Consider the following 26,010-nt stretch of genomic DNA (forward strand, 5'->3'; position numbering starts at 1 on the left):
ATGAAGAGTAGAAAAAAAATTGTAATTATTGGTCCAGTACCTCCACCAACAGGCGGCGTGAGTGTACATATCTGGCGCCTTTGGTATTTACTGAAGAAAGATTTTGATGTAGAACTTATTGATGAATTCCGTGATAAAAAACCGGACTACTTCAATATCCGTTCACTAAATGTATTCAGGTATTTCAAAATAATCGGAAGATCCGATGCGGTATTCATTCATTCAGGAACTAATATTCTCCGCATGGGCCATATCCTCGCTTCCTGGCTGCTGCGTAAAAAAATAGTTGTTACTGTACATGCTTACAACAAAAGAGAAAAAGACTGGAAGCGATTGCTTCATCAGTTCTTTTTCAATCTTGCAGACAAGATCATTGTTGTAAACCCGGTGATGCTGGAAAGGATTTCTCTTCCTGCCGAAAAGACAATTGTAAAACATGCATTCCTTCCACCGGTGTTTGAAGAAGAGAAAGCGCTGAACGGTAATGTCAATAGATGGTTGATCAAAGCCAGGGAAGAAGGAAGAATAATTATTTGTTCAAATGCCTGGCGCCTCGATGTATGGAAGGACCAGGATCTGTATGGGACGGATATGTGTATCGATGCTACCGCAAAACTCAAAAGGAACGGAATCCCCGTGTCTTTCGTTTTCAACATCGCAACCATGGATAATCTCCAGTCAAAATTTGACAACTACCAGGAGAAAATAAAGTCGATGAACCTTGAAAATGAATTTCTGCTTGCAAACGAGAAATTGTCATTTGTAAGGCTGATGGAAAAATCGGATGTGGTGGTAAGGCCGACGAATATTGATGGAGATTCACTGAGCATTCGCGAAGCCATTTTCCTGGGCAAACCGATTATTACCTCTGATGCAGTGGAAAGACCGGCGGGAGTTATACTTCATGAAAATAGAAATACTGACGATTTCGTTGAAAAGATCTCAGAAACAATTCAGAAGCTCAAAAAGTCACAAAATTCTGACCCTAACGATCAGGATTTGTCATATTATGCGTTTTATAAAGATATGTTTGAGGCCCTGTTAGATGGCAAAAAAACAATTCAAAAGAAAAATTAAACTACGATGTGCGGATTAGCAGGTTTTGTTGGATTTGAAGATAACCTTGCGCTGGCAAAAATGGCAAATGAATGTCAGCAGCATCGCGGACCAGACAACCAGTCTACATGGCAGGATGATTATCTCGCATTCGCACATCAGCGTTTGTCAATTATCGACCTGAGTGAAAGGTCGAACCAGCCTTTTATCAAAGGCAACCTCGTCACTGTTTTTAACGGAGAAATCTACAACTATAAAGAGCTCCAGGAAAAGCTGGAGAAAGAAAAAAATGTTCAGTTCAATACAACATCGGATACTGAAGTTGTAGTGGAAATGTATCGTCATTACGGAATAAAAGCACTCGATGAACTCATCGGGATGTTTGCTTTTGCGATCTATAACAAAGACACAAAGGAACTGTTTATCGCCAGGGATCATTTCGGTATCAAACCGATTTTTTATACCAGCACAGGCAAAACCTTTGCGTTCAGTTCAGAGTTAAAAACACTCACAAAAATTCCCGGGTTCGACAAAACGCTGAATCCAAAAGCGCTCGTGAGTTGCTTAAATTATATCTGGATTTCTGGTAATGAATCTATGTTCAGGAATTGTTTTAAACTTCCTGCGGCACACTACCTGATACTCAAGCCAGGAAAAAGTCCGGAGATTCATCGTTACTGGGATCTCAATGATAAAAAACGCTACGAAGGGAAAACGGAAGCCGAGCTGGTGGAACACCTGGATAACGTACTCGACGGAACCATCAAGCGACATATGGTTGCTGACGTGCCTGTAAGCAGCTTTCTCAGTGGCGGACTTGATTCATCTTTGATTGCAGTGTGTGCAAGTGAGCTGAATAAAAATCTCTCTACTTATACCATTGCTTCTTCATCAAGGGATAAAGCCATTGAGAAAATGCCGGAAGATGAAAAGTATGCAAGAAAACTTGCCGATGAATTCAAACTTGATCATCATGAGATTGAGATCAGTCCGGAGATTATCAGGATGCTTCCGCAGATGGTGAAAACGCTGGATGAACCCATCGGGGATCCTGCCGCCATCAATACTTACATCATCTGCCAGGCTGCGAGAGAAAAAGGAGTAAAAGTGTTGCTGTCGGGTATGGGCGCTGATGAATTATTTGGCGGCTATCGTCGTCAGAAGGCAACTTTACTCGCGTTGAAGTTCAATATGCTTCCGGGTTTCATCAGGAGTCTTGCAGTAGCGACGAGCAAAGTAATGCCGGTTAGGATAGGCAGTAAGGGATTCAAGTTTGGCCGGTGGGCAAAACGCTTTCTGAGTTTTGTTTCTATGCCTTTGGATGAAGCTTATATGCGCAGCTACTCTTATTACAGTAAGGATGGTTTAAAAAACCTGGTTACTCAACCGTTTAAAAATGCAGTTGACGATTTACACCAGGAACACAAAAATATCTTCAGTTCCAAATACAGTTACGATAAAGTAAACCAGATCTGCAACACGGATATCAACATGTTCATGTTGGGTCTGAATCTTACTTATTCTGATCGCGCATCGATGGCTGCATCTGTTGAGGTGAGGGTTCCCTTTATTGATAAACTTGTGATTGAAGAAGCTATGCAGATCCCGGGGGAGTATAAGATCCGCAACGGGGAAAGCAAGTACATTCTGAAAAAGGCGGCAGAGAAACACCTGCCTGAATATATTATCTACAGGCCTAAAGCCGCCTTTGGCGCACCTATACGTTCCTGGATTTCGAATGATCTGAAAGGAATGGTAGACGATCTTCTCTCTGAAGAAAATATCAAACGCAGGGGGTTCCTCAACTACCCGGTTGTCAAAAAGATTATTGACAACGACAGAAAAGGAATTGAGGACAATGCCTACCAGATCTACCAGTTCCTGACTCTTGAGCTTTGGTGCCGGGAGTTCCTGGATAAATAATGAAGTTGTAGAGAGATTACCTGGTCCTGAGCTTCATTCCGATTCGTCGCTAACCATAAAAACACCATAAAATGAGCGGAATCGCAGGATTTATCAGTATGCCTGATAAATCAACCTTAGCTAATTTATCCAATCAGATACAAAAACATCGAGGGCCCGATAAGCAAAGCATCTGGGAAGATAATTACATCAGCATTTCTCAACAATATCTTCATCTTTCATCCGGGCCAATTCCCCAGGACATCATTTACAGCAGATATGAATACGTTATAGTTTTCGATGGCGAACTCTATAATATTCCAGAATTAGTTAAACTCTTAGAAGGCCAACAAGTACATCTCAATTCTCAAAATTCCAGCGAAATTATTCTGGAAATGTACATTCTGTTTGGTGAGGATATGCACAAGTATCTGAATGGAATGTTTGCTGTTGGAATATATAATTCTACAACCAACGATTTGTTTCTGACAAGGGATCACGTAGGTATTAAGCCGCTGTTTTATACAAAGGTCCACAACGGTTTTGCGTTTAGCTCGGAATTGAAAACTCTTTTAAGCATTCCAGGATTTGACAAAACTATTGATCCGAAAGCCCTGGTTAGCTGTTTAAACTATATCTGGATTTCAGGTAATGAATCCATGTTCAGAAACGCAAAAAAGCTTCAGCCTGCTCATTCTCTGAATTATCGCAAGGATCAAAAAATCGAGATAAAAAGGTATTGGGACATTAATGATAAGGAGATGAACCAGATTTTCGATGAACCCAAACTGGCAAATCGCTTAGCTGCGGAATTTGAAGCATCCGTATTACGTCACCTTTATGACGATGTAAAAGTCTGCTGTTTCCTGAGTGGTGGCCTGGATTCGTCACTTGTATCATCCATTACCCATAAAAAGCAGAAACAGCTATCGACATATACAATTTCAATTTCTGAAGAGGATAAAAAGGTAGAGCAGATGCCTGATGACGAAAAGTATGCAGCATACCTTGCTAAACACATGGGTTTTGATCACAATGTTATTCAGATAAAACCTGACATCGTTAAGTCACTTCCTGAGATTGTAAAAATTCTTGATGAGCCTGTAGGCGACCCGGCAGCGATCAATACCTATTTGATTTGCAAAGCAGTTAAAGAAAAGGGCATCAATGTAATGCTCGCTGGAATGGGTTCTGATGAAATCTTTCTTGGTCATAGAGGAGGAAAAGCGACACTATGGACTCAGCAATATTTCAATAAATTGCCTGGATTCGCTCAAAAAACAATCATTTCGGTAGGAAATCAGATGCCGGTTATGATCGGGAGAAGAGGATTTCGCTTTGGTCGTTGGGTTAAGCGTTTTTTGAGTTTTGTTTCATTGCCAATTGACCAGGCATATATGCGTAGTTATTCGTACTATAGTCCAAATCAACTTAAAGACCTTGTCACCCTTGATTACAAGGGAGCTGTTGATACATTAGTAGCCGAGCACAAAAGTATTTTTGAGTCTAAATTCAGTGACGACCCAATAAATCAGATTTGCTATACCGATATCAATATGTTTCTCGTTGGTCTTAATCTGACATATACGGACAGAGCGTCAATGGGAGCTTCGGTAAGGGTAAGAATGCCTTTCGTTGATAAAATTTTTATTGAAGAGGTAATGCGCTTGCAGGGTAGATATAAACTACGCGGAAGAGTTGGGAAATATATTATGAAAAAAGCAGCCAGGAAATTTGTTCCTGAAAAAATAATAAACCGCCCTAAAGCCGCTTTTGGCGCACCTATACGTTCCTGGATTTCGAATGATCTGAAAGGAATGGTTGACGATCTTCTCTCTGAAGAAAATATCAAACGCAGGGGTTTCCTCAACTACCCGGTTGTCAAAAAAATTATTGACAACGACAGGAAAGGAATTGAGGACAATGCCTACCAGATCTACCAGTTCCTGACTCTTGAGATTTGGTGCCGGGAGTTCCTGGATAAATAATCCTGTTTGTGGTTGAAACTGCTGTATCCTCTCCGGGATGCAGGTGGGAGAATTTTGATGTAAATTATCACCAGGATTCCCACATCAATCCAGCTAAATCACTGACAGACAGGCATCTCCAGCCCCTACCTGGGGAGATTCCCACCCAACATCCTCACCTTAAAAAAATTTGGTCTGCCTTGCTGTCAGCCTGCAATGAAATTGCGGGTTTCCTTATCATCTATTTCGATATATTGAAAAATTCGTAAAAATATATTCTCAGGAAAATACGTTTATAAACCAAGGCATTCTGCTTCAAGGGCAGATTACAACTGATTTTCAGTTTTTGACAGAACCAACAGGGTAATGGAGCAGGTAACTGTGAGAAAAGAAATGATTAATAATCGTGGCCGGACTTGCAAAGAATAATCAGAATTATATCTTTGCAATCTCCAAAGTATTCTCTGAATCCCTTCTCGTCCGGTAATATGCAAAAACCGAAACCAGTAATCGTCTAACAGCGTATTTCAGATACTGGAATTTTTAAGAACAATAGTGCTTAATACCTCTAACCATGAAACAGGTTATTCAGAATTTTAAGACAGGGGAATTGTATGTAGATGAAGTACCCAAACCCACACTCTCCGAAGGAATGGTTCTGGTGGAAACAAAGTTTTCCCTCATCAGCGCTGGTACAGAAAGAAGTACCGTTAAAGTTGCTCAGTCAAATCTTTTAAACAAAGCCCGTCAGCGTCCGGATCTGGTTGCACAGGTTATTCAGAATATCAAGAAAGAAGGACTTTCTGCGACGATTAATAAAGTAAAAACAAAGCTGGATTCACTCAAAGCATTGGGATATAGCACCAGTGGTGTTGTGCTATCCAGTCTGGATACACGTGGTCAGTTTAAAGTGGGCGACAGGGTGGCCTGTGCAGGAGCAGATTATGCTTCTCATGCAGAGATCACCACCATACCCCAAAACCTGATTGCAAAAATTCCGGATAATGTGAGTTTCGAAGATGCATCCTATACAACACTGGGCGCAATTGCATTGCAGGGTGTAAGGCAGGCAGAACCTCGCCTGGGTGAGCGTGTTGCTGTAATCGGGCTCGGACTGATCGGCCAGATCACCTGCCAGCTTTTACAGGCCAATGGATGCTCTGTGTTTGGCATCGATCTCGATTCAAATTTTGTAAGAATCGCAAATGAATTATCAGCTGATACCGCAGTAAACCGGGGTGATTCCAACCTGATGACTGCCTGTGAAAATTTCACTGACGGAAAAGGGTTTGATGCAGTAATTATCACAGCTGGCACATTATCCAACGACCCGATTGAGCTTGCTGGTTCGATCGCGAGGAAAAAAGGTAAAGTGGTGGTGGTAGGTGTTGTGAAAACGGATATTCCAAGAGATCCTCATTATTATCGTAAAGAACTTGACATCCGCATGTCATGCTCTTATGGCCCCGGAAGATATGATGTAGAGTATGAAGATCGCGGTGTTGACTATCCTTACGCTTATGTAAGATGGACCGAGCAGAGAAATATGGAGGCTTTCCTTCACCTTCTCTCAAAAAAAGCAATCAATCTCCAGGCACTAACAACACATATTTTTGATATTTCCGAAGCTGAAAAAGCTTATGATATCATTCTCGGTAAAGTACAGCAACCGTATATCGGTATTTTGCTGAAGTATGCAGAAAATGAAAAGAAATTTTCATCTGCGATCAAACTTTCGAATAAGCCGCTGGCTGCGATAAATACCGGATTTATCGGTGCGGGAAGTTTTGCTCAAAGCTATCTTCTGCCTAATGTAAAAGCATTCGGCGCAACTTTAGATTTTGTTGTTACTTCCAGGGGAATCACGGCAAAAAATGTTGCTGCAAAATTCGGGTTCAATGCATGTTCATCAGAGGCAGATGATGTACTGAACAACAACCAGATCAATACCGTATTCATCGCAACTCCTCACTCTTCTCATGCTGATCTTGCCATCAGGGCGTTGACTGCAAAGAAGAATGTATACGTGGAAAAGCCACTCGCCATGAATGCCGAGGAACTGAGGGAAGTAATTGAAGCGAAGAAAAAATATTCTCAACCATTGATGGTTGGATTCAACAGAAGATTTGCCCCGATCAGTGAACAGATCAAAAAGGAATTCCTCTCTGCTGATGAGCCGATGGTTGTTAACATCAGGATCAATGCAGGTTTTATTCCGAAAGAACACTGGTTGCAGCAGAAGGAAATTGGTGGCGGAAGAATTGTAGGTGAAATGTGTCACTTCATCGACCTCATGCAGTATTTCACAAATGCTGAACCTGAAAAAGTGTATGCAGAATGCATCACGAGTTCGAATGATAAACTGACACCTGCTGATAACATAGCAATCATTGTGAAATTCAATGATGGTTCAGTGGGTAACCTCACTTATCTCGCCAATGGCGATAAAGGTTTGCCAAAAGAATCAATCGAAGTTTTCTGCGGAGGCAAAACAGCCATCATCAATGATTTCAGAGATGGAATTATTTACAAAGGTGGAAAAGTGGTGAAGCTGAAATCAAATGGCAAGGGGCATAAAGAAGAAGTGGAGCGTTTTATCCAGGCACTGAAAGATGGCCAGGACAGCCCGATCCCCTTCCGTTCTATCTGCCTTACCACAATCACAACATTTAAGATCCTCGATAGCCTTTATACCGGAAACGCACAAACGATAAGCCTGGATGAATAAGAAAATACACAATTCATTTATCAGTCTTAAGGAGTTCTGTGAAGCTGAAAAGTTTCAGGGCTATGACCCATATGATGGTTTGAACAGCCGTCTTTTCCAGTCATTGCCGGTGATTCCAAAGATGCGTTTTACAAGACTGGTATGGATCCAGTTTTTTAAACGCTCACCATTCAACTTCAGGAAATTGGTAGGCGTTAAAAAAGAAGTCAATCCCAAAGCCATGGGATTATTTCTTTCTTCCTATTGTCAGTTATATAAAGCAGATCCAAAACAGGAGTATCTCGATAAAGCAAAGTATTTTATCGAAAAGATTTATTCCACGGTTTCTCCGGGATATAGTGGTGCCTGCTGGGGTTATAATTTTGATTGGGAGGCCCGTGCATTTTTCCAGCCGAAAGGAACACCTACTGTTGTTGCATCTGTGTTTGTAGCGTCTGCTTTGCTTGATGCATATGATATCACAGGCGATAAAACTTTATTGGATACTGCAAGATCCACCTGTGATTTTATACTGAAAGATCTTAATCGCACTTACGATAAAGACGGCAATTTTTCATTTTCCTATTCGAAGATGGACACCAGCGTTGTGTTTAATGCTTCCCTTCTGGGAAGCCGTTTGCTGGCGCGAGTTTATTATCATACAAAAGAACCTTTGCTTCGTGAAGAAGCGAGGAAGTCGGTAGCGTTTTGTTGCGCACATCAGCAACCGAATGGTGCATGGGCCTATGGCACTTATGATTTTCATCAATGGATCGATAACTTTCATACCGGGTACAACCTTGAATGTATTCATGACTATTCCCGTTATACCGGTGATATCAGTTTCCAGCATTGTGTCGATATCGGTTTTGATTATTACATCAAAACTTTTTTCACCGAAGAAGGCGTACCCAGATATTACAGCAGTTCAACATATCCGATCGATGTGCATGCTCCTGCGCAGCTGGTGATTACCTTATGCAAGCTTAACAAAGTGAATCAGCACAAACAATTGCTGGATAAAGTGCTCTACTGGACTATTGATCACATGCAGAACAGCCAGGGTTACTTCTACTACCAGATCAATAAATATTTCTCATCGAAAATTCCATACATGCGCTGGTCGCAGTCCTGGATGTTTTACGCATTGTCCACCTACCTGAACTATAGTAAACATGAAAAGGGTTAAAATCTGCGACATACCAGTGGATGTCCTTACAATGGAGCAGACCGTAGACATTATTGATAATGCTATTACGGAACGCAGAACGATTCATCACGTCGTAATCAATGCAGCCAAGCTGGTTAATGCACAAAAGGACCAGGAGCTGAAAAGATCCATTACGGATTGTGACATCATCAATGCGGACGGGCAAGCCATTGTATGGGCCTCGCGCTTCCTGAATGTTCCGCTCCCGGAACGCGTTGCTGGAATTGATCTGATGGACGAGCTCGTGAAACTTTCTTCACGTAAAAAATACAAAGTATTTCTGCTCGGTGCTAAGGAAGATATCGTTCAGAAAGTATCCCGAATCTACAAAGAGCGCTACGGAGACGATATCATCGCCGGGTACAGGAATGGATATTTCAGGAAAGAAGAAGAACTGCAGGTAGCACAACAGATTGCAGATTCAAAAGCAGACATTCTTTTTGTTGCGATGAGTTCTCCCAAAAAAGAAATATTTCTGAATACTTATAAAAAAGAGATCAACATCCCGTTCATCATGGGTGTTGGTGGCAGTTTCGATGTGGTAGCAGGTTTTGTAAAACGTGCGCCTATGTGGATGCAGAAGACTGGAATGGAGTGGTTTTTCAGGGTTATTCAGGAGCCCAAAAGAATGTGGAAACGATACCTGGTAGGGAACTCCGAGTTCATCTACCTGATCCTGAAAGAAAAATTCAAACCCAAGATTAAAAGCGCCTAGCCATGCTCGTTACAATCGTTGCGGGAGCCCGCCCTAACTTTATGAAAATTTCTCCTATCATTCGTGCTATCAAGGCCGCAAAAGCCGCAGGAAAAGATGTGGAGTACAGGCTCGTTCATACCGGTCAGCATTATGACAAGAAAATGAGTCACGATTTTTTTGAACAACTGGGAATCCCCGAACCTGATGTCAACCTGGAAGCGGGTGGCGGTTCGCAGGCTGAGCAGACCGCCGGAATTATGGTGAAGTTTGAAAAAGAATTGCAGCAACACCGGCCAGACCTGATCCTGGTAGTAGGTGATGTAACTTCTACCATGGCTTGTACAATCACGGCAAAGAAACTATGTATCGATGCAGTACACGTGGAGGCAGGTATCCGTTCCGGCGACATGACGATGCCGGAAGAAATCAACCGCATAGTTACTGATTCAATAACAGATCATTTTTTTACCACCAGCGAGGTAGCCAATGAGAACCTGAGAAAAAATGGCGTTGCCGAATCCGCAATCCATTTTGTGGGCAATACAATGATCGATACACTTTATCAGCACCTGGATCACCTGAAACAGCCCGAATGCTGGGCTTCAGAAAACCTGGAAGTAAAGTCTTACTACCTGGTCACCCTGCACCGTCCGGCAAATGTGGATGATCCTGCGAATCTGAAAAGATTACTCGATTCGATAATATCGGGTACAGGTAACAGTAAGATCCTGTTCCCTGTTCACCCACGTACCAGGAAAATACTCGAAGGTCTGAACTACCAGCACGAAAGGCTGATCCAGATTGATCCCCAGGGATACCTTGAATTTATTTTCCTTGTAAAAAATGCAAAGGCAGTCATTACTGATTCAGGTGGAATCACAGAAGAAGCAACCGTATTGGGTATTCCCTGTATGACATTGAGAGATTCAACCGAAAGACCAGAAACCATCACCATTGGCACCAATGAATTGGTGGGTACGGATCCCCGTAAGCTGGCCCCTTACCTGGAAAAAGTGCGGACGAATCAATGGAAAAAAGGTGGTATTCCTGAACTGTGGGATGGCAAAACATCTGAAAGGATCGTAAATATATTAGTGAAACTTTATTCCAATACAGTTGAAAATACCAAACAGGCAAAAGTAATGGCGACAGTCAGCTAACGTACACGAATACGTGAACTCAGCGACTGCCGGCATGTAAGGCCCAGGCACTGATAATATGAATAAATTATCTTTTTACTTTTATCGTACCATTCTCTGGCTCTGGGATCTCCTTACGCTGAATATTGTACTATTCATCATCAGCTATTTTGTTCAGAGGGCCGACGTGTTTGAAAAGAAAGAATACCTTCTTTACTTTTTTGCTTACAATATTTTCTGGATGGCGTCGGTATTCATTACTGCGCTCTACCTCAGTAAAAACTGGCTGGATATCCAGAACTTTTCAAAACAGACTTTCAAATGTTTTGTATTCTCCGTGATGGGAGTTTTGTTTTTTATTTTCATCACTAAATATGATTATTCAAGGCTGTTTGTAACCCTGAGTTTTATTGGATTCGGACTGGGCCTTTTGGTCAACAGGATCGTATTCTGGGGACTGGTAGAATCGCTAAAAACCAACTTCCAGCTCAAAAAGAATGTCATCGTTATCGGGAATAACAATATTTCAAAAAGGCTGATACAGTATTTTGAAAACGAAACAAAACTGGTAAGCCTGCTGGGTTGTTTTGATGATGACGAACATGCCGCTGCAAACGCTGAATATCCGATCACCGGAAATATTCGTCAGAGTCTTGACTTTGCAAAAGCCAATAACATTACAGAAATCTATTCGACCATTGCTCCTGAGTCCAATCCATACCTTTACGACCTTGCTAAGGAAGCAGAAAACCTATTTATACATTTCAAGTTTGTCCCCGACTACCAGATTTTCGTAAACAGAAATATATTCGTCGACTTTGTAAGTGACATACCGGTTCTCTCCTTGAGAAAAGAACCGCTCGAGGATACCGGAAATAAGATCAAGAAACGCGTCCTCGATATTATGTTCAGCACATTGGTGATCATCTTCATTCTTTCATGGCTGGTTCCTTTGATGGCATTGCTGATCAAACTCAATTCCAAAGGACCTGTATTTTTTATCCAGCTTCGTTCCGGTAAAAACAATCAGCCTTTCCGCTGTCTCAAATTCAGAAGCCTGAAAGTAAACGATGAAGCCAACCTGAAACAGGTTACGAAGAATGACAGCAGGATGACACCGCTGGGCAGGTTTCTTCGTAAGAGTAATATCGATGAGCTGCCACAGTTCTTTAATGTATTTCTTGGCGATATGTCTATTGTAGGACCGAGGCCGCATATGCTGAAACATACCACCGATTTCACCAACATGTACAAACAATACATGATTCGTCATTTTATAAAACCGGGTCTTACGGGCTGGGCGCAGATTCACGGTTTCAGAGGGGAGATCCGGGATCCGGAACTGCTCCGGAAAAGAATTGAACATGATATCTGGTACCTGGAGAACTGGAGTCTCTGGCTTGATGTGAAGATCATTTTGCTGACGGTGTATGTGACGATACGCGGTGATAAAAATGCGTATTAAGAGGGAGGCAGGAGTAAGGAGGCCGGAGGGGAACAGCCGGTAATGTAAAACTGAGATGCTGTTGAAGGTTTTAAGTGCAAAGTTTTAAGTTCAAAATTGCGAGTGCCAAATTCATCTAAAATTGCGACCAGATGAAACGTTCATGCTCCGGAAGGAGCATCCTGTTTGTAGCCGTCCGCCGCGGCGGACGGAATGTAGAAAATGGGCGAAGGACGAAGAAGAAAATAAAAATTTAAAAAAAATAAATGATTGACAACACTGTGAGGTTTGTCAATTCGGAGATTGTAATTCGGCTTTCGTCGTTTTGCCGGCTCTAAAAAAAATAAATGAATCATCATGAAAGTAGGTTTTCTATCCCTGACAGATCCCGCGGATAAGACCGCACGTTCGGGGATTATCTATAAATCCTACGAGTCGCTGACTGCAATGGCCGAAGCGCATTGGGTCAGGATCGCAAAACCGCAAAACCTGCCGGTGAAAATATTCACGAAAGGAGTTTACGAACTCGGCAGGTTAAAAAAGAAAAATTATTCGCTGGAACTGACCAGCTTTATGTCGCACCAATATGCGAAGCATACGGACATGGATACCCTAAAAAAAATGGATATCCTTTTTGCGCCAATGGCTGCTCCGTTTGTTGCCAATCTGCCGACAGACAAAAAGATCGTGTACCTGTCCGATGCCACTTTCCATTCCCTGCATGGATATTATGATGTGTACTCCAATTTTATGGATTTTAATATCCGCCAGGCAAATGAGATAGAAAGAAAAACACTGGGCAAATCAGATCAGATCATCACTACCTCCGAGTGGGCGAAAAAATCCATGGTCAACGATTATGGCGTTCCTCCGGAGAAGATCAGCATCCTCGAATTTGGCGCCAATGTATACCAGAAGGATCTGCAGTTTGAACGTAAACCTTCCGATAAACTCCGTATTCTGTTCCTGGGTGTTGAATGGGATCGGAAAGGCGGCAATTTAGCGATCGACACGATCAATGCGCTGAATGAAAAACTGGGTATTCCCGCAGTTCTGCGAATCGTTGGGGTAGCCACGCCGGAAAGGTTTCATAATAATCCCTATATCGAAATGGTAGGTTTTCTCAATAAAAACAAACCTGAAGACTACCAGAAACTGATGTACAACCTGCAACAGTCAGATATCTTACTTTTGCCGACGCAGGCAGAAACAGCAGGAATTGCTTTTTCAGAGGCTTCTGCCTTTGGTCTTCCGATTTTCACGCACAATACGGGCGGTATCGGAAATTATGTGCTGGATGGAGTGAATGGATACAAACTCGAGCTGGGATCGACCGGAACAGATTTTGCAGAATCGATTGCCGCTCTACTGGCCAGCGGAAAAATCCCGCAGTTCCAGGAACAAGCCCGCGAATTGTACCGTACGCGATTGAACTGGGAAAGATGGTCTGAAGGTTTCAAAAAGATTTTTGCCGCTTATACGTTATAAATATGGTTAAGATAAGATCGTACCCCGAAAACGCTGTTTACCGACAACAAACCGAAAACATGAAGAAGAGATTTTGCATACTGATTGAAGATGACTGGGAAGTTCTGGGCAATGGATTAGGCAATGTGGCGCAGCTGCAATACCTGCCATCATTGTATTTTATGAAACTCGCACGCCGCCTCGGTATTAATCTCACTTTTATGGTGGAAGTGGCGCAACAGCTCGAATACATCAAGGTCCTTGATTCCGATTATAACCTTCGCGTACAGAAAAATCTCTGGGATGATAATATTCGCCTCATGGCGGAGTACGGTTTTGATGTTCAACTCCATCTTCATCCGCAATGGTTTAAAGCTGAAAATAAAGACGGCTATTTTTATCTGCGTGATAACTGGAATATTGGTCGTTATGATCAGTCTGTTCAACATGAGCTGATCACAAAATCAGTAAGCTATCTCGAACAGCTGGTAAAACCAATAAAACCAGATTATAAAGTCGTTGCATATAAAGGCGGATCCTGGGGATTACAGCCTTCGAATACATTACTGCAGGAGCTGGATAAAGCAGGTATCAAGATAGTAATGGGTGTAAGAAAAGGCATGGCACTTCCAGGAAACGGTGTTGACTATATGGAAGTAGAGGAAACCGTGATGCCTTATTCTCCGGATTACGAGGACCTTAGGAAAGTAGATACCAAGAAGAATAATATTTCTGTTATCCCGCTTCAGCCTTACTCTCCGGGCCCCGTGCCGTTGGGCAGTTTTGTTTACCGCTTAATGAAAAGCAAAGTGAATCCGCTGGATCCGATGAGGCATTTTTATGATCAGCCCGTTCCCGAAAAAGTAAAAGCCCTCTCCCCATTCAATAATGAGAGTAAATTGAAATTCGGGTTGAAGCCATATACAACACACCTGAAAATCGGCAATCAGCCTTTCACCTACCTGAAGTCGTCAATCGACAGCGTTCTTGGTAATCTGAAAAAGACGCCTTACGAACGCATTCCGGTGCTGATCGAATGTCATACCAAACAATATCCTCAATACTACAATGATATTGAGAAATTCCTTGGTTATATCCAGGATAAGTATGGTAACGAAGTTGAGTTTAAAACGCTGTCTGCTTTTGCGAAAGAGCTTGACGAGAATCCTTCACTTGTAAAAGTTAAAAAATAAACAGCACTGGTACAGGTGGATATCAACCGACGCAAAGACGAACTTCTGCGATTCAGTGTTCCTGATTCGCCGGCACTTTCATTTTCAGGAAAAGATATCCTGGATAAGGAACCCGATTGGAATGATATCAAGTACAACCTTCACACCAGGCCGGAAATATTTGAAAAAGCATTTTTTTCGATCCATATCAAGAAGAAATCTTCTTTTACTCCAGAGCAAAAACAAAGAGCAATTCAGTTTTTTGTATTGGCTTACCTGATCACTTCTGATGTCAGGTATTTTAATGAATACCTCTGGTTCTCTGACAATGGAAACACCTCTGCGAATGATCATGAATTGTGCCTGGCGCATTTCAATAAGAATTGTGGGAAGAATAAATGTCATTCGATTGGGCCGTCAGAACTTTCAATAACAAAAGATTTATTACAGGGCGATGTGATGAGAAATGGCACTCATCAACCGGACACCAAACTTCGGGTATGCCTGATCGGTAATCCTGTTTTTTTCGGATCGATTCACCGCGAACTGAAAAAAGCAGGCTTTCATGTAGAGCAATTTTTCATCCCCTATCATCCGAATAAATACATTCGTTTTATCGCCGGAAATCCACTGCTGATAAAAGCTGCATCAATTTTAAAAGGGAATCCTTACAAATTTCAGACATTGAATTTTGACCCGAAAGATGAAAGGATCAAAACTATCCTCGATGAAAGAAGGTTTGATATCGGATTTCATAAACTCAATTTTATCATCAGGAAGAATATCATCGATTCATTCCGCATTGCATTGATTAATGATCATTGGGGAATGCTTCCTTTCCTGAGAGGAAAATCGACCATCGCATGGTCGGTGCTTCTTGGTTTTCCCGTGATACCAAGTTTACACTTTACAGAAACAGGTATTGATAGCGGACCAATTATCGGTTATGATCAACCGGATGTTTCAGGAATTAATTCGCTTGAAGGACTTCGCTCTAAAATCCGCCAGACGTTGACTGGCAGGGTTGTACAGGCAATCAAATATCTCGCTTCGCCACAATTCAAAGCAGTTCCCAACCGCGCGGACCAGGGACATACGTACTATGAAATGCATCCATGGCTGGTAGAGTATACGGAAAAGGAAGTGCTTGGGAAGAGTTGAAAGTTCAAAGTTGAAATGGCCGGTGATTCAGAAAAAAATTGTTGATCCCATCAATAAAAAAAGAGATGGAATAAAAATTTTCCGAAAAGTTATCCCGACGTCTCGTAATATTTTCCCTCCAAGGCCAGTTAGTCGCAGCTTTTACTTTTTAATCTCAGAAGTCGCTCACTTTCTCAACACCATTTAATTTCAGATAAGTTGAACCATGGATTAACAAATGGCTGTTCCGACCTGCTTGCCATAAGTCTGAATTGAACTAAAAAAAGTCGCTGCTTTTCAGCAGCGACGTCAGAATTTTAAACGGTAAACTTTTAACGATGAACCTTAAACTTTCAACCCGGTTACATTTTGCTGAATTCGGGTTGCAGTTTAACCGGAGCGTTGAAATTGGTCAGTCCACTTTCAGGAACGGGTATTTCTTTCATAATCACACCAGGGGTATTCAGCATAATGGAAAAATCCATCAGGAAATTATTTTTTCTTGCATACTCAATGTCCATGCTGATCCTTTCTTCTACTGAAACGATGGCATTCTTGCGGTTCATAATCTGCCACAGACCGGTAATTCCGGCGGGAGCCATAAACCTTTCAGCCCACACATCAGTAGTAAGCGTTGAAGCTTCGTATAAAGGCAGTGGACGATTACCGACAACAGACATTTCACCGATCAGCACATTGTACAATTGAGGCAATTCGTCCAGGCCGGTTGACCTGAGGAATGAACCTACTTTAGTAATCCTGGGATCGTTTTGAATTTTAAAGAACACAGGACCCAGGGAAGTATTGTATTTATTCAGGTGAAGCATCGAATTGATCATCCGATCAGCACCTACTTTCATTGTTCTGAACTTGAAAAATTTGAAAACTTTATAACCTCTGCCTGCGCGATATGAGTTATAGAAAACCGGACCCCGGGATTCGATCTTAATCGCAAGGGCAATCAGGATGAAAACAGGCATCAGGATGATCAGCGCGAGGCCAGATAAAACGATATCAACCGCTCTTTTCACCACGTTTTTTCTTCCTGTAAGATCTGATTCCTGGGTTTCAATGCGGATCTGCTGATTTCGTGCATTAAACTCAGACTTCATTTTTTTCAAAAACTCAATCTTACCGGCGATAAGAGCGATTTCAGTTTTCAGATCAACCAGCTCATCCACCATTTTATTTGCAATCACTTTACGTTTATCCGCAGCTGAAAGTCTGCGGATGTTGTAAAAAATCTGTGTTTGTGAAAATGAAAGTTCAGCTCCTAAGAACTGCTTTAATACAACCAGATTTTCATTTGAAAAATCAAGATCTATAAATATAAACTGAGGAACTGCGCTTTTAAAGCTGAGCTGACGTAAAACCTGAAGTGCTTCCGGAATATCTGAACAGCTATGCCCTGTATTGAAATTATTGAAAAGTTCCTGGAAGATTTCTTTTTCACCGCCGATGTACAGGAAAGCATCAGCCTGGGAGCCCGTTTCTTCCTTCCGTATTTTAACGTACTTGTATGTCGAGTTACGTTGGGGTAAATGTTCAATCTGCATAGTGTGTTTCATTAAGGGGTTGTAACGGATTAATATATTTTCTCCGCGATCCTGTTGACCATAATGTTATCCACTGCTTCAAACAAACGAAGTGGATTGAACGGTTTAAGGAAGAAATCAGCAACTCCGTAGTTGACTGATTTTGCACGGGTATCTTCTTCATTTTCTCCTGATATAACCATCAGGGGAATTCCTGAAAACAGGTGGCTGCCTGTTAAATATTTTACAAGTTCCCAGTCATTAAAATCCGGAAGTTCAGGATCCATAATGATCAGATCTGGTTGCTGTGCATTTCTCAGATAATACATTGCACTCAGACCATCAGGAACAGAAATTACTTTGTAATGCTTTTTTAGAATAGTATGCAACATGAATCTCATTGCCTTACTATCATCAATTACCAAAATTTCCTTTCTCATTTTCTTAGGGAAGTAAAAAGTTATGAATCCGGTTGGATCAACCGTGGATCATATGAAATTGGAACTTTCAGTTGCTCGCTAAGAAATCAGAAATCCTGCTTCAATGGAATTGGAAGAAAACGAACAGATGTTTTATGAAGGATAAAGGGCTTGGTGCTTATTTAACACCGGTTTCTCGAAAAGAAAATGGAATAAAAACTGATTGGGTTGAATACGAGGTTAAAGATATAAACAAAATTCATTAAACCAAATACAGAAAGAGAATTTATACGCAAAATCAGGTATTTTTACGATCAATGTATGTAATTTTTCGATCAGCTCTTTCTGATTTTTCCCAAAGCACTGACTGTCTTCCTCTTAAATACCTGAATAACCCAGCCCAGATAGTAAAGTTCATGAATACGAAATAGTAAGGAATAAAGAATAAACTGAGTTTTCGCAGTTTATTTCGTGTCATCAGCCAGCCAAAAAATGCGAAAACATAAAAAGCGATCTGGGACCCTAGTAATACTTTATAAAGAAGAGGCTTATTATTTGTCAGTGATACGATTAATATATTAAGAAAAAATATCAGCGGTAACGCAGGCGGACAAAATGCCCATCGCAATACGCGACGCGAAATGTATTGAAACGAAAGTTTCCCCCATTTAAAAATATTTAGTAATGAGGACATTCTTTTCATTCCCTGGAATGCGCCTGCGCCTATCCTTTTTTTTCGTTTTTTTTCTTCTTCGATATTTTGAGAAGGTAATTCGCTTGCAACAGCACCAGGTTCATAACTGATGACATAACCCTGCCTGCAAACATCGAGCGAAAGGATAAAATCGTCGAGTATGGTATCCCGTTGGAGATCGCGGTATAATTTACTACGTACAGAAAACAACTCTCCTGCAGCACCAACAATCGAGTAAAATTCTGCATCCAGTTTTTTCAAAAATGATTCATATTTCCAATAGGCGCTCTCACCTTCTGCCTGACCGTCGACTGTCAATACTTTTTTTTCTCCGGATACACCTCCAACTTTTTTGTCACTGTAATGCTGAATAATCAACATCAATGCATCAGGATTGATCATGGTATTTGCATCAGTAAAAACAAGAATATCTGAATCATGACAAAAAGCTGCTGCGCGATTCATTGCTGATGCTTTTCCTTTTCGCTCATCCTGGTGCAGGAGAAATATGCTGGGAAATCTTTTCACAATCTCTGGCGTGCTATCATTTGAACCGTCACTGATCACAACAATTCTGAACAAACCGGGTGGATACTTCAGAGACAAACTGTTGTTGATCTTTTGTTCGATAACCTCACTTTCATTATAAGCAGGAATGATCATTGCAACGGACGGGTGAGGGAAAGCGGTGTTATCTTTGTTTTTATATTTCCCCAATATCTTTTGAACTTTCAGCCAAAGCCAAACGAAAATTCCATACCCGGCATAGGTGTAGAACACACCAAGGAGAAGTAACCAGAATATAATTTGAAGAATGTCCATGCGGGCAGTAAAATAATGAAACGAAGTCAGAATTATTGGATTATGAAAGGTGGATTTCCTTCCGGAGTATTGCGATGAGAATATTATTGAGGTTTTGATAAATTGAAGCAGGAATGAAAAACGAGAACAATACGGCACCACTTGCAGAACGCATGCGGCCTGAAAAGCTGGAAGATCTGACAGGCCAGGAGCATCTGACCGGACCGGGAAGTATTCTGCGAAATGCAATAGAGAGAGGTACAGTTCCATCGATGATTCTTTGGGGACCTCCCGGCACCGGAAAAACGACAATTGCGAATATTATCGCGCACGCAACTTCAAAAAAGTTTTATGTTTTAAGTGCGATTAGTGCTGGGGTAAAAGATATCCGCGAAGTAATTGAAGAAGCCAAAAATAATGAAGGATCAATTCTCTTCATCGATGAAATACACAGGTTCAACAAAGGGCAACAAGACGCATTGCTTGGGGCTGTGGAAAAAGGCACTGTTACTTTAATTGGAGCCACAACAGAAAACCCTTCATTTGAAGTGAACAGTGCGCTTCTTTCCCGCTGCCAGGTATTTGTACTTCGCCCGTTGAATACAGATAGTTTAAGAAAGCTGCTGGATAAGGCAATCGCGACAGATCCTGTTTTACAGGAAAAAAACATCACCATCGCGGAATACGAGGCATTGTTCAGGTTTTCGGGAGGTGACGGAAGGAAGTTGTTGAATCTCCTGGAGCTGACCGTAGCCTCTGCTCCGGATGAAAATCCCGTAATCACCGATGACATGGTGATGAATAATCTGCAGCAAAAAATGGCGCTCTATGATAAACAAGGTGAACAGCACTATGATATTATTTCTGCTTTTATCAAATCGATGAAGGGAAGCGACCCGAATGGAGCCGTTTACTGGCTGGCCAGGATGCTGGAGGGCGGCGAAGACATCAAATTTATTGCCCGGCGAATGGTTGTTCTGGCGAGCGAGGATATCGGGAACGCCAATCCAACCGCCCTGGTTTTGGCGAATGCCTGTTTTGAAGCGGTCAACAAGATCGGGAACCCTGAAGCCAGGATCATTCTCAGCCAATGCGCCATTTACCTGGCCACTTCACCAAAAAGCAATGCCAGCTATATGGCCATCGAAAATGCCCTCGCTTCAGTCAGGGCCACTGGCGACCTGGCAGTGCCCATGCATATCCGCAATGCCCCGACCGGACTTATGAAAAAGATTGGCTATGGCAACGATTACGAATACCCTCATAATCACGCCGGTAATTTTGTTTTGCAGGAATATCTTCCTGAAAAACTACGTAATAGCACTTTTTATAGTCCGCAAAAAAATGCAAGAGAAGAAGAAATAAGAAAATTTCTGCGCGAAAGATGGAAAGAGAAGTATGGATACTGATTACAAGTGCTAAAAAATTCGTTTTCTAACGTTTTAGAATAACCGAATTAAATAAAAGATTGATTTCAATTTTAGTATGAGTGAAATAAGATGGAATTGTAAAAGTTTTGATGAATTGACAACTAACGAGTTGTACAACATTTTGCGATTGAGAAGTGAAATTTTTGTTGTTGAACAGCAATGCATTTTTCTTGATATGGATGATAAAGATCAGCAATCATATCATGTTGCAGGATATGTTGATGATCAGTTGATTGCATATGCACGCATTCTTCCCGCGGGATTGTCATTCGCTGAAACCTCGATCGGGCGCGTGATTGCGGCGAAAGCCGCAAGAAATTCAGGTGCAGGAAGAATGCTGATGGAAAAATCAATTTCGCATGCAAAAGAAATATTTGGTAATCAACCGATAAGGATCGGAGCACAATTATATCTGAAAAAATTCTATTCTTCACTTGGCTTTAACACAGTGAGTGATGTATATATGGAAGACGGAATTGAACACATTGAAATGTTGCTTTACTAGTAGTTATACAATTCATCATTAGTTATTTTACGCTCATCTTCAAAGCGTTGAATTTTTATACCGGATAAAATATTTCGGTACTGCGAAGCGTTATTTCACAGTCCAAACTTTTGAAAATCCAAATCCGGTATCATGAAAAAAAGTGTACGTTCCTGGCTCTGGAAATCTGTACTTTTAACCCTAATCGTTTCTTCCTCAATCTTAGGCGTATCTGCACAAATGAAATTTGAAGCAGGTATCAGCATTGGTCCATCCAACTTTCTTGGAGATCTTGGAGGTCGTGTAGGTAAAGGACAGACTTTCATTAAGGATAATAATTTCGGCCTGACCAGGATCATGCCCGGCATATTTGCTTCTGTCGCACCGAATGAAATCATCAATTTCAGATTGATGTTCAACTTCGGAAAGCTGGAAGGTGCTGACAGTATAATCAAAGGAAAAGGTGGCTGGGAAGAAGCCCGCCGCGCCAGAAATCAACATTTTAAATCTTCACTTCTCGAATTATTTGTAGGAGCAGAATTTTACCCTACTGCAATTTTTGAAGAAGATCCTACTGACCTTTATCGCAAACTCCGTCCATACGGTATTATTGGAATTGGTCTTTTCCACTTCAATCCAAAAGCAGAATATATTACTCCTAACGGACGTCACGAATGGGTTGAATTGAAACCGCTTCGTACAGAAGGCCAGGGAATGTCAAATCATCCAGATAGAAAAGAATATAATCTTACCCAGGTGAATGTTCCTATGGGATTGGGTGTTAAATACTTCGTAAACGAAAAATTCAACGTCAGTTTTGAAATTCTGCATAGGGTTACTTTCACTGATTATATCGATGATGTAAGTACAAAATATATCGATTCACAGGATTTCTATGATTACTTCGGTGCAGGTTCTGCAACTGCAGATATCGCGCGTCAGATGGCTAACAAAGCAGCTTATGCAAATGGTGGTAACTACCGCACAAGCTATGAGCCCGGAAAGAAAAGAGGTAATCCTGGTCAGAACGATTCATATTACTCAACTACTTTGAAATTTGGATTCCGCATCGGTGATCCAAACAGAAGCTACCTCAGAGGTACACGCTGCCCTGTTGTCAGATTCTGATCAATCATACTAAAAAAGCATGCTGTTGTCAGCATGCTTTTTCAAAAGTCCTTTCAAATTTTTTCATTAATCCGTTCCTTACCGAAAGCTGAATTGTCTTTACAATCAGGCTATTGACCCACACGTACACACGAACCGAAAACTGGAAAAATATCAGGCTCATCCCGCAACGGATACCCGGTATTTTTCCATTTTTGTTTTTAAGGAGGTTCAGACTTCAACGTTAAACGTTAAACATTGCACAGCCGGTTCATAGAAAGATCTCTGCAGCTTCTTCCCAGTTGCTGATCCTTTTGTAGCCTGTTACATCAACATTATGTGGGGTATTGAAGAGATATTTCTGACCAGGGAAATGGATAAGATTACGCGCGTGGTCGTCGATCATGTGATCACCAACGATCATCCGCTTATCCCCGCAAAGAACGAGTTGACGCCAGTTAAGAAACGGGAAATGCTCCAGTAACCAATCCAGCTTTTCTTTTAATGAATTAGGAAATTCGGTTGCTGCCGATACGATAAATAGTTCGTACTTGTCGTTGATTCCCTCAATCACGGGAACACAACCTTCAATCAACGGAAGATTTCTGAAAAAACCGACACTGTGCAGTCTTTCACTCACAATAGCCTGATGCTCGGAAGGGAAACCTGCAAGCCATGATCCCACTTTCATTTTATCATAGTCTACATCCTTGCCATATTCTTTTCTATACCATTGTATCATATCGCCCATCGGATCTGCGATAACTTCGTCCATATCAATGATCATTCTTTCCATACTATGAAAGTTCGGCTTTTAGATATTTTGCTGTATGACTTTGTTTTATTTTAACCAATTGCTCGGGCGTTCCCTGGAACAGCACTTCTCCTCCGCCATCACCACCTTCCGGACCAAGATCGAGAATATAGTCTGCCACTTTTATCACATCCATATTATGCTCGATCACCAGTACCGTATTACCACGATCAACAAGTTTATTCAGTACTTCCAGCAGGTGACTGATGTCCTGGAAATGAAGACCGGTGGTGGGTTCGTCAAGTATATAAAAAGTTTTTCCGGTATCTCTTTTCGAAAGTTCAGTCGCCAGCTTCACACGCTGCGCCTCGCCCCCACTAAGCGTTACAGCGGATTGACCGATGGTAATATACCCAAGACCAACCTCCTGCAACACTTTAATTTTTCTATATAGATAAGGAACATTTACAAAAAATTCAACGGCTTCATCAACAGTCATATCCAGTACATCACTGATGGATTTTCCTTTGTACCGGATTTCCAGTGTTTCACGATTGTATCTTTTCCCGTTACATTTTTCGCAAGGAACGTAAACATCCGGTAAAAAATTCATTTCAATCACACGCATTCCACCACCTTCACAAATTTCACAACGGCCGGTTTTGACATTGAATGAAAAACGACCTGCGTTATAACCACGGATCTTTGCTTCAGGTACGGATGCATACAATGTTCTTATCTCTGTAAAGAAACCGCAGTAAGTAGCAGGATTGCTCCTCGGTGTACGTCCGATCGGTGACTGATCAATTTCAATTACTTTATCAATATTCTCCAGCCCCTTGATTTTCTTATACGGCATCGGCGTCACTCTTGATCCATAACTGTGATGACTCAGGATCGGATAAAGTGTTTCGTTAATCAGTGTTGATTTTCCGCTGCCGCTTACACCTGTTACAAGGATAAGTGTCCCGAGAGGCATGGATATGCTTACACCTTTCAGGTTATTTCCCGTTGCTCCGGATAACTCAAGTGTTTTGCCGTTTCCTTTTCTTCTTTCCGCAGGTACACTGATTTTTTTCTCCCCGTTCAGGTACATCGCTGTTTCAGAATGCGAACGCAATACATCATCAGGAGTTCCCTGTGAAACGATTTCGCCACCATGCAATCCTGCTCTCGGACCGATATCCACGAGGTGATCTGCAGCCATCATGATGTCTTTATCGTGTTCTACCACAATCACACTATTGCCAACATTACGGAGATTTTTTAGTGCGTCGATCAGGCGTTGATTATCGCGCTGATGCAATCCGATAGAAGGCTCATCAAGTATATAAGTGATGCCCTGTAATTGCGATCCTATCTGCGTTGCGAGGCGTATGCGTTGCGATTCCCCGCCGCTCAGCGTTCTGGTTGCACGGTTCAGTGTAAGGTAGTTAAGCCCTACATTCAGCAGAAACTGTACGCGCTCACGAATTTCTTTCAGAATATCTTTTGCAATGATTTTTTGTTTATCTGATATGTTTTTCTCGATACCGGTAAACCATTGCTGCATTTTATCGAGATTCATTTCTCCCAGCTCAGCAATATTCTTATCATGAAATTTAAACCAGAGACTTTCTTTTTTCAGACGTGTGCCATTACAAAGCGGGCAGGTTTTCAGTTCCATAAATTGTTCCGCCCACTCACGTATAGCGTCACTCGAAGTGCCGGAAAACCAGCGTATGATCATGTTCACAACTCCTTCATATTCTGAAGCGTAGTAAGTTGTTTCGCTAGTGCCTTCAAATGTGGGCGCTTCATTTACATTTCCTTCTTCCGATCCGTACAACAAAACGTTCTTAACCTTCGGCGCAAGTTGCTTGATCGGTGTCTTTAAACTGAATTTGTACTTTTTTGCCACCTGCTCCACCTGTCGATAGGAATGTGCATCGCGGGCTTCACCCAACGGTGCTATTCCTCCGGCTTCCACTGACAATTCCGGATCGGGAATAACCAGGTCAAGATTTACCTGGTAAATCTGTCCGAGTCCCTTGCATTCCGGGCATGCGCCATAAGGAGAATTGAAGGAAAATGTATTGGGTGAAGGTTCTTCATAAGAGAGACCCGTATCCTCGCACATCAGCAGGCGGCTGTATCTTTTCAACTCACCCGTTTCAGGAAGAATAAACAAAAGATCATTGCCCGTCTGCAACGCTTTCTGTACACTTTGGGTAAGACGCAATTTCATTTCTGCAGTGGCCGGTAAACGATCGATCACGATTTCAATATCATGAATCTTGTATCGATCTACCTGCATTTTAGGAACGAGGTCGCGCAGTTCACCATCAACCCTTACTTTCAGAAATCCTTTCTTTCTTATCTCTTCAAATAATTCACGATAATGACCTTTACGCCCCCTTACAACTGGTGCAAGAATCGTGAGCTTCTTGCCTTTGAATTTTTTGAAAATATCAGCCACGATTTCTTCTTCACTGAAACGGGTCATTTTTTTTCCGGTGTTGTATGACCATGCCTCTCCTGCCCTTGCAAAAAGTAAACGAAGAAAATCATACACTTCAGTGATCGTTCCGACGGTAGATCGTGGATTTTTGTTCGTTGTTTTCTGCTCGATGGAAATAACCGGTGAAAGGCCGGAAATCTTATCAACATCAGGTCTCTCCATTTCCCCGATAAACTGCCTCGCATAAGCTCCGAAGGTCTCCATGTACCTCCGTTGTCCTTCTGCATAAATCGTATCAAACGCCAGCGAAGATTTTCCGCTTCCGCTAATACCCGTGATTACAACAAGTTTATTTTTGGGAATAGTGATGTCCAGGTTCTTCAGGTTATGCACACGCGCGCCAACCACTTCTATTACTTCATCCATAAAAAATTCCTATGCTTTA

Annotated in this window: 19 protein-coding genes; 14 read left to right on the forward strand and 5 right to left on the reverse strand. The window is 41.8% G+C overall.

Annotation, left to right across the window (positions count from 1 at the left end):
• The 11 genes from P2W82_RS10865 to P2W82_RS10915 all read left to right on the forward strand — a co-directional run bounded on the left by P2W82_RS10865 (position 1) and on the right by P2W82_RS10915 (position 15,922).
• Positions 1–1,077, forward strand: a complete 1,077-nt coding sequence (locus P2W82_RS10865) for a glycosyltransferase family 4 protein (RefSeq protein WP_336515905.1) — start codon at positions 1–3, stop codon at positions 1,075–1,077.
• A gap of 6 nt (positions 1,078–1,083) precedes the next feature.
• Positions 1,084–2,979, forward strand: a complete 1,896-nt coding sequence (gene asnB / locus P2W82_RS10870) for an asparagine synthase (glutamine-hydrolyzing) (RefSeq protein WP_336515906.1) — start codon at positions 1,084–1,086, stop codon at positions 2,977–2,979.
• 71 nt (positions 2,980–3,050) lie between these two features.
• Positions 3,051–4,946 carry an asparagine synthase (glutamine-hydrolyzing) gene (asnB, locus tag P2W82_RS10875; RefSeq protein WP_336515907.1) on the forward strand — a complete coding sequence of 632 codons (1,896 nt, stop codon included), beginning with the start codon at positions 3,051–3,053 and terminating at the stop codon, positions 4,944–4,946.
• Between the two features lie 553 nt (positions 4,947–5,499).
• Positions 5,500–7,653 (forward strand): bi-domain-containing oxidoreductase, encoded by a 2,154-nt coding sequence (locus P2W82_RS10880; RefSeq protein ID WP_336515908.1) that lies wholly within the window; start codon positions 5,500–5,502, stop codon positions 7,651–7,653.
• Positions 7,646–8,821 carry a glycoside hydrolase family protein gene (locus P2W82_RS10885; protein ID WP_336515909.1) on the forward strand — a complete coding sequence of 392 codons (1,176 nt, stop codon included), beginning with the start codon at positions 7,646–7,648 and terminating at the stop codon, positions 8,819–8,821. Before P2W82_RS10880 ends, P2W82_RS10885 begins: the two co-directional genes overlap by 8 nt.
• Positions 8,808–9,557 carry a WecB/TagA/CpsF family glycosyltransferase gene (locus tag P2W82_RS10890; RefSeq protein WP_336515910.1) on the forward strand — a complete coding sequence of 250 codons (750 nt, stop codon included), beginning with the start codon at positions 8,808–8,810 and terminating at the stop codon, positions 9,555–9,557. Before P2W82_RS10885 ends, P2W82_RS10890 begins: the two co-directional genes overlap by 14 nt.
• Positions 9,558–9,559: 2 nt before the next feature.
• On the forward strand, positions 9,560–10,699 hold the full coding sequence (wecB, locus tag P2W82_RS10895) for a non-hydrolyzing UDP-N-acetylglucosamine 2-epimerase (protein WP_336515911.1): 1,140 nt from the start codon (positions 9,560–9,562) through the stop codon (positions 10,697–10,699).
• Between the two features lie 58 nt (positions 10,700–10,757).
• Complete coding sequence (locus P2W82_RS10900) at positions 10,758–12,143, forward strand: undecaprenyl-phosphate glucose phosphotransferase (protein ID WP_336515912.1); 1,386 nt, start codon at positions 10,758–10,760, stop codon at positions 12,141–12,143.
• Positions 12,144–12,479: 336 nt separating this feature from the next.
• Complete coding sequence (locus P2W82_RS10905) at positions 12,480–13,610, forward strand: glycosyltransferase family 4 protein (protein WP_336515913.1); 1,131 nt, start codon at positions 12,480–12,482, stop codon at positions 13,608–13,610.
• Between the two features lie 59 nt (positions 13,611–13,669).
• Entirely contained in the window at positions 13,670–14,782 is a 1,113-nt protein-coding gene (locus tag P2W82_RS10910) for a polysaccharide deacetylase family protein (protein WP_336515914.1), read from the forward strand.
• A gap of 15 nt (positions 14,783–14,797) precedes the next feature.
• The gene (locus P2W82_RS10915) at positions 14,798–15,922 is read left to right on the forward strand and encodes a formyl transferase (RefSeq protein WP_336515915.1); all 1,125 of its coding nucleotides are present in this window, start codon (positions 14,798–14,800) and stop codon (positions 15,920–15,922) included.
• Between the two features lie 341 nt (positions 15,923–16,263).
• Here P2W82_RS10915 and P2W82_RS10920 read toward each other — a convergent pair whose 3' ends face one another.
• The 3 genes from P2W82_RS10920 to P2W82_RS10930 form a co-directional block, all read right to left on the reverse strand.
• On the reverse strand, positions 16,264–17,469 hold the full coding sequence (locus P2W82_RS10920) for a sugar transferase (protein WP_336515916.1): 1,206 nt from the start codon (positions 17,467–17,469) through the stop codon (positions 16,264–16,266).
• A 17-nt stretch (positions 17,470–17,486) separates the two neighbouring features.
• Complete coding sequence (locus P2W82_RS10925; protein ID WP_336515917.1) at positions 17,487–17,876, reverse strand: response regulator; 390 nt, start codon at positions 17,874–17,876, stop codon at positions 17,487–17,489.
• A gap of 277 nt (positions 17,877–18,153) precedes the next feature.
• Complete coding sequence (locus tag P2W82_RS10930) at positions 18,154–19,371, reverse strand: glycosyltransferase family 2 protein (protein ID WP_336515918.1); 1,218 nt, start codon at positions 19,369–19,371, stop codon at positions 18,154–18,156.
• 113 nt (positions 19,372–19,484) lie between these two features.
• On the opposite strand from P2W82_RS10930, the gene P2W82_RS10935 reads away from it, so the two are divergent.
• The 3 genes from P2W82_RS10935 to P2W82_RS10945 all read left to right on the forward strand — a co-directional run bounded on the left by P2W82_RS10935 (position 19,485) and on the right by P2W82_RS10945 (position 22,392).
• Entirely contained in the window at positions 19,485–20,759 is a 1,275-nt protein-coding gene (locus P2W82_RS10935; protein WP_336515919.1) for a replication-associated recombination protein A, read from the forward strand.
• A 76-nt stretch (positions 20,760–20,835) separates the two neighbouring features.
• The gene (locus P2W82_RS10940) at positions 20,836–21,285 is read left to right on the forward strand and encodes a GNAT family N-acetyltransferase (protein ID WP_336515920.1); all 450 of its coding nucleotides are present in this window, start codon (positions 20,836–20,838) and stop codon (positions 21,283–21,285) included.
• Positions 21,286–21,417: 132 nt separating this feature from the next.
• Positions 21,418–22,392 (forward strand): DUF6089 family protein, encoded by a 975-nt coding sequence (locus tag P2W82_RS10945; protein WP_336515921.1) that lies wholly within the window; start codon positions 21,418–21,420, stop codon positions 22,390–22,392.
• Positions 22,393–22,642: 250 nt separating this feature from the next.
• On the opposite strand, the gene P2W82_RS10950 is transcribed toward P2W82_RS10945, so the two are convergent.
• Positions 22,643–23,167: a 5' nucleotidase, NT5C type gene (locus P2W82_RS10950; RefSeq protein WP_336515922.1), complete on the reverse strand. Its 525-nt coding sequence runs from the start codon at positions 23,165–23,167 to the stop codon at positions 22,643–22,645.
• A gap of 1 nt (position 23,168) precedes the next feature.
• A complete protein-coding gene (uvrA, locus tag P2W82_RS10955) occupies positions 23,169–25,991 on the reverse strand; it encodes an excinuclease ABC subunit UvrA (RefSeq protein ID WP_336515923.1) in 2,823 nt (940 codons plus the stop codon).
• Between the last annotated feature and the right edge of the window lie 19 nt (positions 25,992–26,010).

The organism is Pollutibacter soli (assembly GCA_029269725.1).
GTDB lineage: Bacteria > Bacteroidota > Bacteroidia > Chitinophagales > Chitinophagaceae > Pollutibacter > Pollutibacter soli.

Excerpts from the sequence above, each read along its gene's own strand:
- P2W82_RS10865 (WP_336515905.1), top strand. The coding sequence starts at position 1 with ATGAAGAGTAGAAAAAAAATTGTAATTATTGGTCCAGTACCTCCACCA.
- P2W82_RS10940 (WP_336515920.1), top strand. The coding sequence starts at position 20,836 with ATGAGTGAAATAAGATGGAATTGTAAAAGTTTTGATGAATTGACAACT.
- uvrA (WP_336515923.1), bottom strand. The coding sequence starts at position 25,991 with ATGGATGAAGTAATAGAAGTGGTTGGCGCGCGTGTGCATAACCTGAAG.
- P2W82_RS10910 (WP_336515914.1), top strand. The coding sequence starts at position 13,670 with ATGAAGAAGAGATTTTGCATACTGATTGAAGATGACTGGGAAGTTCTG.
- P2W82_RS10905 (WP_336515913.1), top strand. The coding sequence starts at position 12,480 with ATGAAAGTAGGTTTTCTATCCCTGACAGATCCCGCGGATAAGACCGCA.
- wecB (WP_336515911.1), top strand. The coding sequence starts at position 9,560 with ATGCTCGTTACAATCGTTGCGGGAGCCCGCCCTAACTTTATGAAAATT.
- asnB (WP_336515907.1), top strand. The coding sequence starts at position 3,051 with ATGAGCGGAATCGCAGGATTTATCAGTATGCCTGATAAATCAACCTTA.
- P2W82_RS10950 (WP_336515922.1), bottom strand. The coding sequence starts at position 23,167 with ATGGAAAGAATGATCATTGATATGGACGAAGTTATCGCAGATCCGATG.
- P2W82_RS10945 (WP_336515921.1), top strand. The coding sequence starts at position 21,418 with ATGAAAAAAAGTGTACGTTCCTGGCTCTGGAAATCTGTACTTTTAACC.
- P2W82_RS10880 (WP_336515908.1), top strand. The coding sequence starts at position 5,500 with ATGAAACAGGTTATTCAGAATTTTAAGACAGGGGAATTGTATGTAGAT.
- P2W82_RS10930 (WP_336515918.1), bottom strand. The coding sequence starts at position 19,371 with ATGGACATTCTTCAAATTATATTCTGGTTACTTCTCCTTGGTGTGTTC.
- P2W82_RS10900 (WP_336515912.1), top strand. The coding sequence starts at position 10,758 with ATGAATAAATTATCTTTTTACTTTTATCGTACCATTCTCTGGCTCTGG.
- P2W82_RS10920 (WP_336515916.1), bottom strand. The coding sequence starts at position 17,469 with ATGAAACACACTATGCAGATTGAACATTTACCCCAACGTAACTCGACA.
- P2W82_RS10925 (WP_336515917.1), bottom strand. The coding sequence starts at position 17,876 with ATGAGAAAGGAAATTTTGGTAATTGATGATAGTAAGGCAATGAGATTC.
- asnB (WP_336515906.1), top strand. The coding sequence starts at position 1,084 with ATGTGCGGATTAGCAGGTTTTGTTGGATTTGAAGATAACCTTGCGCTG.
- P2W82_RS10890 (WP_336515910.1), top strand. The coding sequence starts at position 8,808 with ATGAAAAGGGTTAAAATCTGCGACATACCAGTGGATGTCCTTACAATG.
- P2W82_RS10885 (WP_336515909.1), top strand. The coding sequence starts at position 7,646 with ATGAATAAGAAAATACACAATTCATTTATCAGTCTTAAGGAGTTCTGT.
- P2W82_RS10935 (WP_336515919.1), top strand. The coding sequence starts at position 19,485 with ATGAAAAACGAGAACAATACGGCACCACTTGCAGAACGCATGCGGCCT.